We start from the raw sequence: 16,638 nt of genomic DNA on the forward strand, positions 1-16,638 counted from the left end.
AATGCGCGGACTTCAGCCGATCAGGCCGATCAGCGCGTCGACTCCCATGCCGTAGTTGATGCGCACCGTCGGCAGCGCCAGCTTGTCGGTGCCGATCGTGACGTACCCGGGCTCGATCGTCCGCGCCATCTCCCACCCGGCCTGCCGCAGGCCCTGCTTGGCGGTGTCGTTGTAGTGCCCGTAGGGGTAGGCCATGATCTCCTTCACGCCGAGGACGGCGGCGGAAGCCTCCATGTCGGCCGCGATCTGATCGGCGCTCCAGTTGACCATGCGCCCCTTGCCGTTGTCGCCGGCCTGGTGCATGTCATGGGTGTGCGAGCGGCGCAGCACGTAGGGGTTCGGCGCCGGGTCCTGCCGGTACGCCGTGATCATGAACGACGTCGTGAGCACCCGGTAGGTGGAGACCACGGGCGCCGCGAGGTCGAACCAGCTCTGGTCGGCGTCGTCGTCCGTGACGATCACCGAGTGGTTCGGCAGGAACAGGCGACCATCGATGAACGCCGACAGCTCGTCCCACGTCGGCAGGTAGAAGCCGCCGCTCGCGATGTGCGCCAGGTGCGCGTCGAAGTCGCCGATGTACGTGTAGTTGCCGCGCAGCCAGCCGCTCTCGCCCTCGGGCTTCGCCGTGAACTGGTGGTACATCAGGATCGGGATGCGGGCGGCCTCAGCCGCGTTCTGCTCGGGGCTGACCCACGCGGCGTGCAGCGTCACGTGCCGGTCGACGCAGGCGACGGGCTCGGAGCCGTTGACGCGCCCCGGGATCGCGAGGGCGGCGGCATCCGCCGGCGTCGCGTACCACCCGGCGAACACCTGCCCCTCGCGCGAAGGGATCGGCAGCCCGGCGTACAGCGTGCCCTGCGTCTGCAGCACCGGGGCGTCGGTGATCCCATCGCCCGCGAAGCTCACGGCACATGCGGCCGGGTCGGTCGTCGTCGCCAGCAGCTGCTCCTCGGGGGTGCGGGGAGTCGGTGTGGGCGTGGGTGTCGCGTGCGGGCTGGCCGCGGGCGTCGCGGCGGCAGCGGGCGCGGCATCCGTCCCGGCGCCGGCCATGCCGATCGCCGTGACCGTGCCGACGACCGCCGCGAGCAGCACGACGCCGATCGCGATGCCGGCGAACAGGCGTCCCCGCCGACGCCGAGGCGCGCGCGGGGGCGCAGGCTCGGGCGTGCCGAACGTGGCCATGAGAATCCCCAGATCCAGACCGCGATTCCCCACGCGGCCATCACCTGGAGAATACCCGGTCTGCGCGCCTTCCCCGGCCCCCGTATGCCCGAACTGTGCAGACTCGTCCGCCGCTGCGTTCGCCGCCCCGTTCGCTCCGCAGTCGCCATCGACAGGGGGATACGCTCGACGGATGGTGCCCGCGGACTGGATCGAACATCGGCGCCCCGACGGCGAAGTGCTCGGCTGGATGTGCCCCGACGGCGAGGGGTTCCGGGTGTTCGATCTGCTCGGCCGCGAACGCACCCCGGGCGGGGCCGCCGGAGAACCGCTGGAGTGGCTCGACGCCGAGGAGCTGCTCGAACAGCTCGGCATCGGGTACCTCGCCGATCGCTGGACGCTGCGGCAGCCCGACGGCGCCGAGCGCCCGGTGCGCATCAGCGAGGCGAGCCCGCGCGGCGTCGTCGTCGTCGCCGACGAGTACGGGGCCGCCTCTGCCGTGGGGGCGGATCCGGAGCGCTTCGCGCTGCCCTTCCCGGTGGGTGACGCGCTCGCCCCGCGCTGACCGCGTGGGTACAGTGAGCGCATGACGACGCTCGTGCTCACCGTGGTCGGCGACGACCGGTCCGGACTCGTCGCGGCGGTCGCCGATGTCGTCGGCGCGCACGGCGGCAACTGGGAGAACAGCCAGCTCGCCGAGCTCGCCGGCGCGTTCGCCGGCATCATCGAGGTGTCGGTCGACCGCGAGCGCGCCGACGATCTGCGCGCCGCACTGTCCTCGCTCGAGGGCCTGTTGAAGGTCACGGTGCACGCGGGGACGGACGCGGCTCAGGATGCCGCCGCCTCCCGTCCGCTCACCCTCGAGGTCGTCGGCAACGACCGCGCCGGCATCGTGCGCGACATCACGTCGGTGCTGGGCGCCCACGGGGTGACGATCGACCGCATGGCGACGCGCACCACGGATGCCGCCATGTACGGCGGCCGGCTCTTCGAGGCGACGGTCACCGCCCGGGTGCCGGCATCCGTCGATCTGGACGCCCTCACCGCCGAGCTGGAGCGGCTCGCGACCGAGATCCAGGTCGACGTGACCCTCGGCGCCTGATCCGCCTCACGCCAGGTCGCGCAGCCGCGCCGTCAGGCCGCTGCCGCCGTCCGCGCGCCGCTCGTACGCCACCGCGATGATCAGCAGCACGGCCCCGACCACCGACAGCGTGATCCACCACGGCATCGCCTCGATGCCCCGCCCGATCTGCACGACGAACGCCAGCACGTTCTCGACCGGGAGCACGACGATCCCGATGAGGAACGGCGCCGCGAGGCGCAGGGTCGCACCGACGAGGATCGCCACCAGCGCGATCGCCATGACGAGGATCGCGCGCCAGGTGCGCGGGTCGGTGTAGGTCGCGGCGACCGACGCGCTGAGCAGCACGATCAGACCCGGACCGAGGAGGGCCCACGACCCGCGCCATCCTGTCGGCCACGCCGCGACCGAGGGCGCGGGCTGCGGTGAGGCCGTCGTCCCGCGCAGCGCGAGCGCACCCGCAGCCAGCAGGAACAGCCCGAGCGGCAACGAGAACCATTCGACCCGGAGGTCGCGCGGACTCCATGCCACCACGGCGGTGACGAACGCCACGGCGAACACGAACCACACCGGCGGCAGCCCGGTCGACCCGCGCAGGCCCCGCGCCGCGGCGAGGACCATGAGTGCGAGGAAGGCGAGCGAGAGTCCCCACATCGTCCAGATCGCCACCCAGTCCCGCTCGATCCCCGGCCATGCCGCGACCGCGACGATGAGCACCGCCGGAGCGCCGAGCCAGCGGGTGCGGGCGAGCGGCGACGCGGGGGCGGCCTGGGCCCGCAGCGTCCGGGCGGCGACCGCCGCGGCGCCGGCGCCGACGATCCCGAACGCGAGCGCCGCGAGCAGCGCCGGGTCGGCCGGCGCGGCATCGGCGCCGGCGCCCCACCGCACGCCCTGCACTGCCGCCGCGCAGGAGGCCACGATCGCGACGGCGAGGGTGGGCGCCCGCAGCGTCCGCAGCCGCCGCAGACGGGGCGCGTCCGCCCGGGAGACGAGGAGGGATGCCGCCACCAGCAGCCACGCCGACGCCACGAGCGCGAGGGCCCGGGGCGATACGACCTGGCTCACCGGAAGCGACGGGGCGGCGGCATCCATCGACCCCATGGCCGAGGCGATCAGCACCGGGATCACCGCGGCCGCGAGCGCCGCGGCGTAGAGTGCGGCCGCGCGCCGGCCGCGCGCCGTGAGCACGGCGGCGACGGCGGCGGCGCCGAGCGCGGGCGGCAGCAGGTAGGGCTCCAGGCCTGTCACGCCGGCGATGCCCCACGCGCTCCACAGCGCGCCCGTGGACGCCGCGCCGGCCAGCGGCCACGCGTACCGGCGCGGCGAGAGCACCGCCATCGCCGCGAACCCGACTCCGAGGATCGCGAGCACGACCAGGGTCGTCGGCAGCCCCGCCGCCGTGCGGACGAGTGCGAGTCCGACGGCGATCGCGCCGGTGAGCAGCGCGGACGCCTCGATCGCGATCCGGACGGTGCGCGCTGTCGAGTCCGCCAGACGGCCGGCGAGCGCCGTGCCGATCAGGTCGCTCGCCGCGAGGGTGCCGGCGACGATCGCGGCGATCACGGGCAGCACGACGGGCGAGCCGCTCATCGGCAGCAGCTGCGCCCCCAGGCACACCGCGACCACCGCCACCGCGGGCACGAGCGTGACGGCCGCGAACGTGCGCACCGCCAGCCCCAGCCCGGGACGCGTCGTGATCACCAGCGTGAGCGCGAGGCAGAAGATCACGGCGGTCGACAGGGCCGTCCAGCCGCTGCGCTCGAACAGCACCTGCAGAACCCCGATCGCGAACGGCACCGCGGTCACCGTGAGCACGGCGTACCACTCGCGCACCGGCACGCGTCGCGCGAACGTCACGGCGATCGCCGCCGCGCCGGCCGCGCACGTCGTGAGGCACACCACGACGATCGCGTCCGCGCCGCCGCGGGCGAGCGCGGTGGCCAGCACCACGAGCGCGTAGGCGAACCCGACTCCGACGTGCACGAAGCGCGCGGAGCGCGGCACCGTCAGCGTCAGCACGCCGATGGTCGCGACCACGGCGGCCCCGGCCCAGACCGTGAGGTCGTCGTCCGCCCACGAGAGCAGCGCGGCACACACGACGGCGGCGTGCGCACCGGCCACGAGCGGCATCCGCACCGTGGCGGAGGCATCCCGCGCCACGGTCGCCGCGACGGCGCTCGCCCCGATCGCAGCGCCCAGCCCGAGCGCGATCCGCAGCCAGACGTCCAGGCCGGGGAGCGTCAGCACCGTGAGGGATGCCAGCACCGCGTACCACGCGCCGAGCGGGCCCAGCCAGCGCGTGCCGAGCGGCCGCGGCGCCGCAGCTGCCGCATCGCCGGGCGCCACCCGGTCGTCATCGCCGGTCCGGGTGAGGGCGGCGAACGAAGCCAGCGTCAGCGCGAGCGCGGCCAGACCCGCCGGCAGACCCCACTCGCTGCCCGCGGGCAGGACGGAGCTCGTCTCGCCCGGTCGCGACAGCGCGGAGGTCAGCGTGACGAGCGCCATGAGTGTCGGCGCGGCCGCGACGAACCCGCCGACCACCAGTGCACCGATGAACAGCGCGCTGCGCGACACGAGGCGCTGCAGGGGAGTGAGCGCCCCGACGAGCACGAGCCCCGTGCCGGCGGCCGTCGGGAGCAGCGCGATCCACACCCCGACCGTCCCGGTCGACAGGGTGTCGATCGTCAACGCCGTCACCGCCCCGACGACCGACGCACCGGCGAGGCCGCTCCACAGCTCGCGGGTGGGCCGGTAGGTCGCGGTCACCGAGACCGCGGCGATCGCGAGCAGGGTGCCGCTGGTGACCCACACCGCAGACAGCCCGCTCTCGACGACGGCGCCCGGGATCGTCGCGACTGCGGCGACGACGAACGACAGCTGCGCGACGGTGAGCGCGATGCGCTCCGCGGTCCGGTCGCCCCGTCGCCCGGCGAGCGCGATCAGGGCGCTCGCTGCGGCAGCCGCAGCGAGCAGGCCCGCCGTCGCCGCGAGCATCGATCCCGCGCCCAGCGACAGCAGCAGCGGCGCGGACGACAGGACGAGCAGGCCGCACCACGACCACGCGCGGATCCCCGCCCGCGGACCCAGCAGCGCGAGCGCGCCGCCCGCGACGAGGGCCGCGAGTCCGCTCGAGACCCACGCGTTCGCCGCGAACGGCAGCGCCGCGGTCACTGTGAGCGCGAGGAACACGACGCCCAGCGCGCCGATCGCCTCGGCCGAGAGCCGCAGCCGGCGCCGTGCCAGGAGCGGCGCCCCACCCAGGAACGCCCCCGCGATCACGCCCATGATCGCCGTCCGCACGGCCGGGTCGTCGAGGTCCGGGTTGAAGAAGGTGAACACGAGTGCGGCCACCGCCACGAGCCCCGCGCCCGCCACCGCCAGCACGGACTGCACCGACGCCGATGATCCCGGAGGCGGTGCGGAGGCGGCATCCCTCACCGCGGCCGGCGGCGCGGGAACCTGCGGCACGCCTGATCCGCCCACGACGGGAGGAGTGGATGCCGCAGCCCCGGGCGCCCCGTCGCCCGCTGCTGCGGCACCCGGCACCGGCGCCGCCGGCACGCGGTCGAGCACCGCCTGCCGCGCGCGGAGCGCGTCGACGGCACGCTGCGAGGCGAGCCACAGGTCGCGGCCGACCGCGCCGGCGAAGTCGGCGCCGCAGGTCGGGCAGCGCCGTTCCGACACGATGCCCGCGGCGCAGACCGGGCACCGCACGACGTCGAGCAGCTCGGCGATCGCCGTGTCGTTCCAGGCGGGCGAGCGTCGCTCGCGCATCGCGGCCGGGGTCATGACCCGGCCTCGGCGTCGGCGGCGACCGCCGCCGGGTGGTCGTCGGGCACCCACTCCAGGATGTCGCCGGGCTGGCACTCCAGCACACGGCAGATGGCGTCGAGCGTCGTGAAGCGCACCGCCTTCGCCCGGCCGTTCTTGAGCACCGACACGTTGGCCGGCGTGATGTCGATGGCGGCGGCGAAGTCGGTGACCGACATCTTCTTCTTCGCCAGCTGCACGTCGAGGTTGATGATGATCGGCATCACACCACCTCCGACAGGTCGGCTTCGAGCTGCGACGCCTTTCGCAGCAGGCCCCGCAGCACGACGATCAGCAGCGACAGGCCGGCGCCGACGACCACGCCGAGCAGCAGCAGGAGGGTGATCGAAGGCGTCATGAAGCCGGTGAGGCTGAGGGCGACCAGCGCCACGAGCACGAGGACCGTGGCGAAGGCGACAGCCGCGAGGCTGACGTCGACGTCGGGGAAGGCGGTGTCGCTGAAGATGCAGTCCTCGCGCACGAGCGACAGCAGGCGCCACACGCACACGAGCACGACCTGCACGCACAGCAGGAACAGGATGCCGACGATCGTGCCGGGGATCTGGAAGTACGAGATCTCGGAGTAGCGCACCGCCGACTGGGCGGCGACCGCCGGCACGACGAAGATCTGGCAGAACAGCAGCAGCGCGAGCAGTGCCGCGATCAGGACCTTGAGGGCGAGGATCGTCGTCCGTTGCATGGTGTTCAGCCTATCGATAAACGGCATGTATCTATCGAGAAACAATAGCGCCGGCATCCCTGTGCCGCGCAAGGGGGCGCGCGGCATGGCAGCCCGGAGTAGCGTGCCGGGCGTGGGCTCGCTCGTCTACTTCAATTCCGCGTCGCTGGACGGCTACATCGCCGGGCCGGACGGCCGCTGGGGCTGGGCGACCCCCGACGCCGAGGTCCACTCGTTCGTCAACGACCTGCTCGCGCCCGCGCGCACGCACCTGTACGGCCGCAAGGTCTACGAGGTGATGAAGGTGTGGGACGATCTGCCGCTGGACGACCTGCCTCCGGCCGAGCGCGAGTTCGCGCTGCAGTGGCGCGACATCGACAAGATCGTGTACTCGTCGACGCTCACGGCCGTCCCGACCCGGCGCACCGAGCTTCGGCCCGCCTTCGATCCGGCGGCGGTGCGAGAGATGGTGGATGCCGCGCCCGGCCCCGTCGCGATCGGCGGCGGCCGGCTCGCCTCGGCCGCGGCGCGCGCGGGCGTGCTCGACGAGGTGCACATCGTCATCGCTCCGGCGATCGTCGGAGGCGGCACCCGCTACCTCGACGAGGGTCTGCGCCTCGACCTGGAGCTTTCGGCCGAGCGCCGCTTCGCGAACGGCTTCGTGTACTGCGGCTACCGCGTGCGCTGACGCGCGCCGCTGCGGCGTGACCGCCCTCCCGTGATCGCGGCCGCTGTGCCGCGCTCGCCGCCGTGGTCGGCGGCAGTTGCCCCGCCCCGGCATTCCATGTCACCCTGGTGATCTTGTAAACCGGTTTCAAAGGTGCGGTCGTGAAAGTGCATGCCCTGGTCCTTCCCGGCGGAAGCTACCTCCGCCACGCCGCGCATGAGGCGCAGCCCGTCGTCGACTGGCTGCAGGCCCTCGGGATCCCCGCGAGCGTGTTCCGCTACCCCGTGGGGCTGGCGCATCCTGCCGCCCACGAAGCGATCGGCGACCGCATCGCGCAGCTGCGCGCAGGCGGTGTGGCGCGCGTGCTGCTGGTCGGATTCTCTGCCGGCGGACACGCCGCGGGTCTGGCTGCACTGGCCCCGACACGCCTGGAGGCGCGGGCGGACGCCGTCATCCTCGGATATCCGGTCGTGTCGCTGAAAAAGCACTCTCATCAGGGATCTAGCAGTGTTCTTCTGCGCGACGGCGACACCGTGGAGCGGCGGTCTGCGCTCTCGCTCGAGATGCTCGTCCACGACGGTGCGCCGCCGTTCTTCGTCTTCCATTCGCTGGACGACGAGAAGGTGCCGGTCGATCACTCGCTGCTGCTGTCGGAGTCGCTGCGCTCGCACGGCGTTCCGCACGAGCTGCACCTGTATCCGGTGGGCGGCCACGGCTGCGGCCTGGGCGCCGCCGGGGTCGACTGGACCCCCGCCTGCGCGTCGTGGCTGGCCGCGGGCGACTGGATCGAGAAAACGATTCCTGTTGACAGCGACGGCATGGTGCGACAGAGTATTGAAACCGGTTGTTAGAGGATCGAAGACGAGCGGCACCGATCTACGAAGGAGTAGGGACAAATGACACAGCATCGTTGGATTCGCAGTGCGGGTCTGATCTCGGGCATCGCGGTCGCGGGCATCGTGATGAGCGCGTGCGCGGGGACGTCGGATCCGGCGGCGTCGTCATCGGCGGAGGCCGCGACGTGCGACCCCGACGCCGACGTCACGATCACGCTGGGCGAGCGGCCGACCTCGGACCAGACCGCGAATCTCGAAGCCTGGGAGAACGCGATCGCAGCGTTCGAGAAGGAGCATCCGAACATCACGATCGACGACGAAGAGACCAAGTACGACGTCACGACGTTTCCGGCTCTCCTCGTCGGCGGAACCCTTCCGACGACGCTGCAGGTCCCCTTCACCGACATCCAGTCCCTCATCGAGCGCAAGCAGGCGGCCGACATCACGTCGTACGTCGAGGATGACGAGGTGCTCAGCCAGCTCAACCCGCAGCTGGCCGCCGTCACGCAGGACGCGGACGGCCGCACGTACGGGGTGGTGCGCGCCGCCTACACGATGGGCCTCATCTACAACCGGGCGCTCTTCGAAGAAGCCGGGCTCAACCCCGACGACCCGCCGACGACGTGGGATGCGGTGCTGGATGCCGCGGCCACCATCACCGAGAAGACCGGCCAGACCGGGTTCATCATCCCGACCACCGCCAACGTCGGCGGCTGGCTGCTGACCTCCATGTCGTACTCGAACGGCGACCTGGTGGAAGAGACCGACGGAGACGACACCACTGTCACGCTCGACACACCGGGCATGGAGGCGAGCCTGCAGTTCCTCCACGACGTGCGCTGGGAGCAGGACGCGGCCGGCGCGAACTACCTCTACGACAACAACGCCATCCGCGATGACATCGCGGCGGGCTCCATCGGGCAGAGCCTCAACGGCGCCAACCTGTACAACAGCCTGGTCATCGGCCGCGGGATGGCGAAAGAGGACTTCGGCCTCTCGCCCTTCCCCGCGAGCGACGACGCGATCGGCGTCCTCGGCGGCGGCAACATCCAGTGGTACAACCCCAAGGCGACGCCCGACCAGCTGTGCGCGGCGCTGGAGTGGACCAAGTACTACTACCTCAACCGCTACGTCGACGAAGAGGCGGCCACCACCTGGGCCGAAGCCCAGGTGGCCGACGACCTCCCCGTGGGACTGCCCGAGGTGCCGGTGGTGTCGGACGAGCAGTACCAGACCTACCTCGGCTGGATCGAGCCGTACATCAACGTGCCGCGCGAGAACTACACCGCGTACCTCGACAGCCTCTCGTCGGCCGTCATCGTGCCCGAGCCGGCGAAGAAGGCGCAGGAGCTGTACGCAGCGCTCGACCCGGTGGCTCAGGCGGTCCTCACGCGTGAGGACGCCGACTTCTCGGAGCTGCTCACCGCGGCGCAGGCCCAGGTGCAGGACCTGATCGACGCCGAATGACGCACACCCGGCGGTCGCGCGCGCCACTGCCGCGCGGCCGCCGGGAACGCCCCCGTCCCGTCATCACCCGGAGAACGATCGTGACCGCCACCGCCCCGCCTCTCGTCGACGAACGCGCCGTCGATGATTCCGACACCGCAGCGTCGAGACCGGCCCCGCCGCGCCGACGCCGACGCTCGCCGCTCGCGGCGGCCGTGGCGTGGCTGCGCAACGGCGGCGTCCCCACGCTCCTCATGTTCGTGCCGCTGCTGGTCACTTTCGGGTACTTCGCGTGGTGGCCGATCCTCAAGAGCCTGATCCTCGCGTTCCAGCGCACCGACCTCATGACCGAGCCCAGCTGGGTCGGACTGCGCAACTTCGAACGTGTGCTGGCCGACCCGCTGCTGTGGACGGCCGCGGGCAACACCGTCTGGTTCGCCGCGCTGGCCCTCGTGATCGGGTTCCCGCTGCCGATCCTCATGGCGATGGTGATGGCCGAGCTGCGGCGCAGCCGGCAGATCTCCAGCGTGCTCGTCTACCTGCCCGTGATCATCCCGCCGGTGGTGAGCGTCCTGCTGTGGAAGCAGTTCTACGATCCGTCGGGGTCGGGGCTGTTCAACACGGTGCTCGGCTGGTTCGGACTGGGGCCGGTGGGCTGGCTGCAGGACCCGATCCTGGCGATGCCCAGCATCGTGATCCAGGCGACCTGGGCGACAGCGGGCACGGCGACGATCATCTACCTCGCGGCGCTCATGTCGATCCAGGCCGAGCTGTACGACGCGGCCGAGGTGGACGGCGCATCCGTCATCCAGCGCACCTGGCATGTCACCCTGCCGCAGCTGCGCAGCGTGATCCTGCTCATGCTGCTGCTGCAGATCATCGGAACGATGCAGGTCTTCACCGATCCGTTCGTCATGACCGGCGGCGGGCCCGAGAACCGCACGGTCACGCTCCTGATGCTCATCTACAACTACGCGTTCCTGTCGGGCGACTTCGGCAAGGCGACGGCGCTCAGCCTGCTGCTGGCCGTCGTGCTCAGCGTCGTCTCGGCGGTCTACCTCCGCCTCACCCGGAAATGGAGCGAATCGTGACCTCTGTGACGACGACGCTGCGCGCCATCGTCAAGCGCCCGGCGGGCCCCGAGGAGTCGGAGGACCGCACCAACGTCTCGGAACTCGACCGCACGCGACGCACGGTGCGCATCGTCATGCGGATCCTCGCTGCGGTGGTGATCCTCGGTCTGCTCGTGGTGTCGTTCGGGCCGCTGCTGTGGCTCTTCAAGGCCGCGCTGTCGACCAGCCAGGACATCCTGAAGTACCCCTTCGAATGGTGGCCGAGCGGGATCCAGTGGCAGAACCTGCCTGACGCCTGGTCCCAGATCCGGATCGGGCAGTATCTGCTCAACACCGTCTGGATGGCGGCGGGATGCTGGTTCTTCGGCCTCCTCGTGGCCCTCACCGGCGGCTACGGCATCGCGATCCTGCGGCCGCGGTACGCGAAGGCTGTCAACGTCGCGGTACTCGCGACGCTGTTCATTCCCGGCGTGGTCTCGCTGATCTCGCTCTATGTCACAGTGCTGGACGTCCCGCTGATCGGCGTGAACCTCGTCAACACCTTCTGGGCGGTGTGGCTGCCGACCGCTGCGAACGCGTTCAACGTCCTGCTGGTGGCCCGCTTCTTCGATCGGCTCCCGCGCGATGTGTTCGAGGCCGCCAAGATCGACGGCGCCGGCGTGTTCCGGGTGTTCTGGTCGATCGTGCTGCCGATGTCGCGTCCCGTCATCGGTGTCGTGTCGCTGCTGACGATCGTCGGGTCGTGGAAGGAGTTCCTCTGGCCGCTGCTCGTGCTGCCGTCCCCCGACCTCCAGCCGCTGTCGGTGGGCCTCTACCGGATCAGCGACACGGCGCCGACGAGTCTGCTCATGGCCGGCATGTTCATCTCGGTGATCATCCCCATCGGCCTGTTCCTGCTGTTCCAGCGGCAGTTCCTCCGCAGCGCCGGCCAGGCCGGCGCCATCAAGGGCTGACCGACGACGGTCACCCGGATCGGAAAGCCATGACGACTGCACGCCCGCGCACGCTCGTGCGATCCCTCGCGACCGTGGCCGCCCTGGCGGTGACCGCGGCCCTGCTCCTCGCGATGGCGCAGCCGGCGACGGCGAGCATCGCCGAATCCGACTCGTTCGACGGCTGGACCACCACCGTGTCGGGAGCCCCCGACTTCACGGTCCGCGCCGACACGACGGCATCCCATGACGGCACCGCCTCGGCCCGCGTCGAGTTCGCCTCGCCCTACTCGAACTCGTACGTGGATCTGCGTCAGAGCATCCGCGCCAGCGGTGGCACGACCTACGCCATGAGCGCCTGGGTGCGCACCGACGGCCTGTCGTCGTCAGGAGCCGCGTACTTCGTGCTGAGCGGCGACCACTCCCAGCGGGTCGAACTGCCGGCCGGCACCAGCGAGTGGACCAGGCTGCAGTGGAACTTCACGCAGCCGGCGGGCAGCATGACCTTCGTCATGCGATTCCTCGTCCGCGGATCCGGGACCGTGTGGGTGGACGACGTGCGCATGACCGCGCCGGGGAGTGACACGAATCTCGTCGTCAACCCGTCGTTCGAGTCGCACGATCCGCCGCCCGGCACCCTGGCGTTCACCGACACCGCGCTCGTCTACGACGTCGGGGCGGCGACCGTCGGCGTCACGACGATCGGCGACACCGTCAGCTGGGACGTGCGGGCGGCATCAGGGCAGCGCATCGACTCGGGGACCGAGGTCGCGGTCGACGGAGCCGCGTCGATCGATCTGTCCGGCCTGCCCGCGGGGTACTACACGGTCACGATGGCGGTGGACGCTCCGGTCGCGGCGACCCGGACCGGTTCGCTCGCCATCGTCGAGCCTGCTGACGCCGACGGTTCCGAGGCGCACCCGATCGGTGTCGCGGCGCACGTGAACCGCTACTCCGTCGACCAGGTGGACACGCTGATGGATCCGCTGGATGCGGGCACCCTGCGCGAGGGCCCGTCATGGGACACGATCGAGACCTCGCCCGGTGTCTATGAGTTCCCGGCGCTGTTCGACGCACAGCTTGCGGCTGCGAAGGCGCGCGGCGAGCGGCCGCTCGTGATCCTCGCGTACTTCAGCCGCTGGTACGACGGCGGCAAGACCCCCAGTTCGCCCCAGGGCATCGCGGCGTTCGCGAACTACGCCGCGGCCGCTGCCGCGCACTACGGCGCGGATGTGGACTACGAGATCTACAACGAGTTCAACCACACCTTCAACACGGGGGCGTGCGGCATGACGGCGGCCTGCTACTACGACCTGCTGGTCCCCGCCGCCGAGGCGATCCACGCCGCGGCCCCCGGCGCGCGGGTCGTCGGTCCCGTCAGCGCCGGCGCGAAGTGGGACTTCATGGAAGACCTCTTCGCACTCGGTGCGCTCGACCACCTCGACGTGGTCAGCTACCACACGTACGACTTCCCGGTGGCGCCAGAGGGCCGCACCGAGGCGGGCGTCGCCACGCTGCAAGGCCTGATCGACGAGTACGCCCCGGGCTCCGGCATCCCGATCTGGCTCAGCGAGCACGGCTGGACCACGACGACCGGCGGCACCACCGAGCAGCAGCAGGCCGCGTACCTCGTGCGGTCGGCGGCGCTGCTGGAGGCGGCAGGGGTCGAGCGCGTCGTCTTCTACGAGCTGATCGACTCGGGCTCCAACCCCGCCGAGCCCGAGCACAACTTCGGCATCGTGCGTCAGCCCGCCGACGGCGGCACCGCTCTCGCGCCCAAGCCGGCCTACCCGGCGCTCGCCGTATTCGATCGGCTCACGGCGGGACGGGAACTGACCGCGCTGCACCGTCTCGACGGCGCCGTCGTGGCCGAGTACACGGATGCGGCGGGCGACGTCCTGCGGATGCTGTGGTCCACCGGCAGCCCGGTCACCTTCGCCGCCGACACGTCCGCGCAGCCGCGGATCACGAAGGGCGACGGCCGCTCATGGCGGGCGCGGGCCGACGGCCGCGTCGAGCTCACCGTGGGCTCGGATCCGGTGTATCTCAGTGGAGCGGCGTCGACACCGGCTCTCGTGACCGGGCCCGCGACGGTCATCGACACCCCCGATCGGATCGCGGTCGACGGCGGTGCTGCCGCGGCGGTCGCGGTCGACCGGGCGGCGCTGGGCGTGACGGGCGATGTGTCGGTGTACGGCCCCGTGGGCGGTGCTGTCGTGCTCAGCGGCGCGGACCCGACGCTCACCGGGTCGGCGAGTCTCGCCCCCTTCCGCGAGCTCGGCACGCACCCGCTCTGGTACACGCTGCGCAGCGGAGACGAGGTCGTCGCGTTCGTCGACGATTCCGCGACGGTGGTCGACAATCCACTGCTCTCGCTCGGGCCGACCGCCGGTGAGGCGCTGCGACCGGCGCTGACGCTGCACAACCTCGCGGGCGCGGGCGAGACGACCGTCGGCGACATCGCCTGGAGCATCGGACCGGCGTCGGGCATGCTCCCCGACGCCGCGCTTGCGGACGGCGCCCGCCGCACCGTCGAGCTCGCCGCCGACGGCCTGGAGCAATGGCATCCGTACCCGTTCACGGTGACCGCGACGACGTCCTCGGGGCAGCGCCGACTTGCGGGCACGACGGCACTGGCACCGGTCGTCGCCGAGCCGGCGACCCCCGTCGCCGTGTCGTGGCGCGATGCCGGCACGTACGTCACGATCGCGGGCGGTGCGCCGGTTGCCGCCGATCTGGGCGGAACGTTCGCGCTGTCGTGGGGCCCCGACGGCCTGCGAGTGCGCGCCGATGTCACCGACCAGGACCACTCGGCCGCAGCGACGATCGACCGGCTGTGGTCGGGCGACTCTCTGCAGTTCGCCGTCTCGCGCGGTCTTCCCGGCGACGATCCGCAGTCGCGTGTCGAGATCGGCGCCTATCTCGGCGCCGACGGTGCCGGCGTCTACCGCTACACCGCGCCGGTCGGGGTCGTCGAGGATGCCGCCGCCGTCGTGACCCGCACGGGCACCACGACCTCGTACGACGTGACGGTGCCGTGGGAGGTCCTCGGGGTCGACCCGCGTGAGGGAGCCTTCTCGTTCTCGGCGCTCGTGAACGACAACGACGCCGGTGTGCGCGAGGGCTTCTCCGAGTGGGGCAGCGGCATCGGCTCGGCCAAGAACGCGGCGCTGTTCGTGCCGGTGCTGCCCCTCGTCGCCGACGGCGCCGGGGTGACGGCGACGGCGCAGGCGCGGTGCCAGGGCGATGTGCCGGTCCTGGCGATCAAGGTGCGCAACACCGGGAGCGCCACGGCCGAGGTGCGGGCCCTGGCGGCGTTCGACGAGGACGAGCGCGCCGCCGTGCGGCCGGGTGCGGCGGCGGTGCTCCGGCTGCGCGCGAGTGGCCCCGCCGTCGGGGCCGGCACGGTCCGCGTCACCTCCTATGCCGGCGGCAGCGATGCGCACCCCGCCGGATCGTATGCGGCGACCGACGTGGCCACGCCGGCACTGGACTGTGCGGCATCCACACGATGACGATCCCCCGAGAGGACCTGACATGACACGACCGACGCGATACGCGCTCGTGGGCACCGGCGCCCGGGCGCAGATGTATCTCGGCGCCTTCGCCGGTGCACACGCCGCCGACGGACAGCTGGTGGCGTGGGCCGATCCCAATCCCGGACGCGTCGACTGGAACGCCCGCCGGCTGGCGGCAGCCGGTCTCGAGGTCCCCGAGAGCTTCGACCCCGCTGAGCTGGACGCCACCGTGCGCCGTCTCGGGATCGAGCGGGTGATCGTCACGGCTCCCGACTTCGCGCACGCGGATCTCGTGGTGGCCGCCCTGGAGGGTGGCGCCGACGCGGTGGTCGAGAAGCCCCTCACGACCGACACCGACGGCGTGCGCCGCATCGCGGACGCCGTCCAGCGCACCGGGCGCTCGGTCGTGGTCACGTTCAACTACCGCTACGCGCCGCGCAACACCGCTCTCAAGCAGCTCATCGCGGACGGAGAACTGGGCGAGATCACCTCGGTCCATTTCGAGTGGCTGCTCGACACGTCGCACGGCGCGGACTACTTCCGTCGCTGGCATCGTCGCAAAGAGAACTCGGGCGGACTCCTGGTCCACAAATCGTCGCACCATTTCGACCTCGTCAACTGGTGGCTGGACGACCTGCCTGAGCGCGTGTTCGCCAGCGGCGGGCTGCGGTTCTACGGTGCGCGCAACGCGGCGCAGCGCGGGATGCCGCCACGCACCGCGCGCGGGACCGCCGATGCCGCGACCGGGGACCCGTTCGCGCTGGATCTGCGCGAGCACGAGGTGCTCCGCGGGCTCTACTACGAGCAGGAGCATCACGACGGGTACCTGCGCGATCGCGACGTCTTCGACGAGGGCATCACGATCGAAGACAACCTGTCGCTGGTCGTGGACTATGCGCGCGGCGCCAGCATGACGTACTCCCTCAACGCCCACTCGCCGTGGGAGGGCTACACGGTCGCGGTGAACGGCACGAAGGGTCGCGCCGAGCTGTCTGTGGTCGAGCGCGGTGCGCTCCTTCTCGATGCCTCCGGGCGCCCCGTCGTCATCGATCCGAGCGCTCGCCCCGAGGACGTCGCCGACGAAACCGGGCGGCCGGTGGGCGAGCGGCTCGTCGTGCAGCGCCATTTCGGTGCGGCGCGCGAAGTCCCCGTCCCGCACGTCGCCGGCGGGCACGGCGGCGCCGATGACGCCCTGCTGCGGGACCTGTTCGCGGGTCCTGGCGCCGATCCGCTGGGGCACGCGGCGTCGTGGCTCGACGGCGTGCGCGCCATGGCAGTCGGCGTCGCGGGCAACACCTCGCTGGTCTCGGGACTGCCGGTCCGCGTGCGCGATCTGGACTTCGGTGCCGCGCGCGATGCACTCGACCCGGCGGCTGTCACGTTCTCGGCGGCATCGTGAGCGAGCGACGGATGCCGCACCCAGCGGTCCTTCGCG

Annotated in this window: 13 protein-coding genes; 9 read left to right on the forward strand and 4 right to left on the reverse strand. The window is 71.8% G+C overall.

Annotation, left to right across the window (positions count from 1 at the left end):
• Nucleotides 1-12: 12 nt before the first annotated feature.
• Complete coding sequence (locus ABEA46_RS11125; RefSeq protein ID WP_345544614.1) at nt 13-1,182, reverse strand: polysaccharide deacetylase family protein; 1,170 nt, start codon at nt 1,180-1,182, stop codon at nt 13-15.
• 172 nt (nt 1,183-1,354) lie between these two features.
• On the opposite strand from ABEA46_RS11125, the gene ABEA46_RS11130 reads away from it, so the two are divergent.
• The gene (locus ABEA46_RS11130) at nt 1,355-1,726 is read left to right on the forward strand and encodes a hypothetical protein (RefSeq protein WP_345544615.1); all 372 of its coding nucleotides are present in this window, start codon (nt 1,355-1,357) and stop codon (nt 1,724-1,726) included.
• A 21-nt stretch (nt 1,727-1,747) separates the two neighbouring features.
• Complete coding sequence (locus tag ABEA46_RS11135; RefSeq protein ID WP_345544616.1) at nt 1,748-2,263, forward strand: glycine cleavage system transcriptional repressor; 516 nt, start codon at nt 1,748-1,750, stop codon at nt 2,261-2,263.
• A 6-nt stretch (nt 2,264-2,269) separates the two neighbouring features.
• Here the strand turns inward: ABEA46_RS11135 and ABEA46_RS11140 are convergent, their stop codons facing one another.
• Genes ABEA46_RS11140 through ABEA46_RS11150 form a run of 3 tightly spaced genes read right to left on the reverse strand, consistent with a single transcriptional unit; the run spans nt 2,270 to nt 6,752 of the window.
• Nucleotides 2,270-6,031 (reverse strand): SCO7613 C-terminal domain-containing membrane protein, encoded by a 3,762-nt coding sequence (locus ABEA46_RS11140; protein ID WP_345544617.1) that lies wholly within the window; start codon nt 6,029-6,031, stop codon nt 2,270-2,272.
• Nucleotides 6,028-6,276, reverse strand: a complete 249-nt coding sequence (locus ABEA46_RS11145; RefSeq protein WP_345544618.1) for a helix-turn-helix domain-containing protein — start codon at nt 6,274-6,276, stop codon at nt 6,028-6,030. Before ABEA46_RS11145 ends, ABEA46_RS11140 begins: the two co-directional genes overlap by 4 nt.
• A complete protein-coding gene (locus tag ABEA46_RS11150) occupies nt 6,276-6,752 on the reverse strand; it encodes a DUF2975 domain-containing protein (protein ID WP_345544619.1) in 477 nt (158 codons plus the stop codon). The genes ABEA46_RS11145 and ABEA46_RS11150 overlap by 1 nt, the downstream gene beginning before the upstream one ends.
• Nucleotides 6,753-6,837: 85 nt before the next feature.
• Between ABEA46_RS11150 and ABEA46_RS11155 the strand changes: the two genes are divergently transcribed.
• From ABEA46_RS11155 to ABEA46_RS11185, 7 genes are all read left to right on the forward strand, one after another.
• Nucleotides 6,838-7,419: a dihydrofolate reductase family protein gene (locus ABEA46_RS11155; protein WP_345544620.1), complete on the forward strand. Its 582-nt coding sequence runs from the start codon at nt 6,838-6,840 to the stop codon at nt 7,417-7,419.
• Nucleotides 7,420-7,667: 248 nt separating this feature from the next.
• Entirely contained in the window at nt 7,668-8,249 is a 582-nt protein-coding gene (locus tag ABEA46_RS11160) for an alpha/beta hydrolase family protein (protein ID WP_345544621.1), read from the forward strand.
• 45 nt (nt 8,250-8,294) lie between these two features.
• On the forward strand, nt 8,295-9,701 hold the full coding sequence (locus ABEA46_RS11165; RefSeq protein WP_345544622.1) for an ABC transporter substrate-binding protein: 1,407 nt from the start codon (nt 8,295-8,297) through the stop codon (nt 9,699-9,701).
• An 80-nt stretch (nt 9,702-9,781) separates the two neighbouring features.
• Entirely contained in the window at nt 9,782-10,771 is a 990-nt protein-coding gene (locus ABEA46_RS11170; protein WP_425563183.1) for a carbohydrate ABC transporter permease, read from the forward strand.
• Complete coding sequence (locus ABEA46_RS11175) at nt 10,768-11,706, forward strand: carbohydrate ABC transporter permease (protein ID WP_345544623.1); 939 nt, start codon at nt 10,768-10,770, stop codon at nt 11,704-11,706. The genes ABEA46_RS11170 and ABEA46_RS11175 overlap by 4 nt, the downstream gene beginning before the upstream one ends.
• A gap of 29 nt (nt 11,707-11,735) precedes the next feature.
• The gene (locus ABEA46_RS11180; protein WP_345544624.1) at nt 11,736-15,200 is read left to right on the forward strand and encodes a hypothetical protein; all 3,465 of its coding nucleotides are present in this window, start codon (nt 11,736-11,738) and stop codon (nt 15,198-15,200) included.
• Nucleotides 15,201-15,222: 22 nt separating this feature from the next.
• The gene (locus ABEA46_RS11185) at nt 15,223-16,602 is read left to right on the forward strand and encodes a Gfo/Idh/MocA family protein (RefSeq protein WP_345544625.1); all 1,380 of its coding nucleotides are present in this window, start codon (nt 15,223-15,225) and stop codon (nt 16,600-16,602) included.
• Nucleotides 16,603-16,638: the final 36 nt, after the last annotated feature.

This window comes from Microbacterium jejuense (genome assembly GCF_039544225.1).
GTDB lineage: Bacteria > Actinomycetota > Actinomycetes > Actinomycetales > Microbacteriaceae > Microbacterium > Microbacterium jejuense.

What these genes read in the sequence shown, in the direction of transcription:
- ABEA46_RS11180 (WP_345544624.1), top strand. Translation starts at nt 11,736, where the DNA reads ATGACGACTGCACGCCCGCGCACGCTCGTGCGATCCCTCGCGACCGTG.
- ABEA46_RS11150 (WP_345544619.1), bottom strand. Translation starts at nt 6,752, where the DNA reads ATGCAACGGACGACGATCCTCGCCCTCAAGGTCCTGATCGCGGCACTG.
- ABEA46_RS11165 (WP_345544622.1), top strand. Translation starts at nt 8,295, where the DNA reads ATGACACAGCATCGTTGGATTCGCAGTGCGGGTCTGATCTCGGGCATC.
- ABEA46_RS11145 (WP_345544618.1), bottom strand. Translation starts at nt 6,276, where the DNA reads ATGCCGATCATCATCAACCTCGACGTGCAGCTGGCGAAGAAGAAGATG.
- ABEA46_RS11155 (WP_345544620.1), top strand. Translation starts at nt 6,838, where the DNA reads ATGGCAGCCCGGAGTAGCGTGCCGGGCGTGGGCTCGCTCGTCTACTTC.
- ABEA46_RS11135 (WP_345544616.1), top strand. Translation starts at nt 1,748, where the DNA reads ATGACGACGCTCGTGCTCACCGTGGTCGGCGACGACCGGTCCGGACTC.
- ABEA46_RS11185 (WP_345544625.1), top strand. Translation starts at nt 15,223, where the DNA reads ATGACACGACCGACGCGATACGCGCTCGTGGGCACCGGCGCCCGGGCG.
- ABEA46_RS11140 (WP_345544617.1), bottom strand. Translation starts at nt 6,031, where the DNA reads ATGACCCCGGCCGCGATGCGCGAGCGACGCTCGCCCGCCTGGAACGAC.
- ABEA46_RS11125 (WP_345544614.1), bottom strand. Translation starts at nt 1,182, where the DNA reads ATGGCCACGTTCGGCACGCCCGAGCCTGCGCCCCCGCGCGCGCCTCGG.
- ABEA46_RS11130 (WP_345544615.1), top strand. Translation starts at nt 1,355, where the DNA reads ATGGTGCCCGCGGACTGGATCGAACATCGGCGCCCCGACGGCGAAGTG.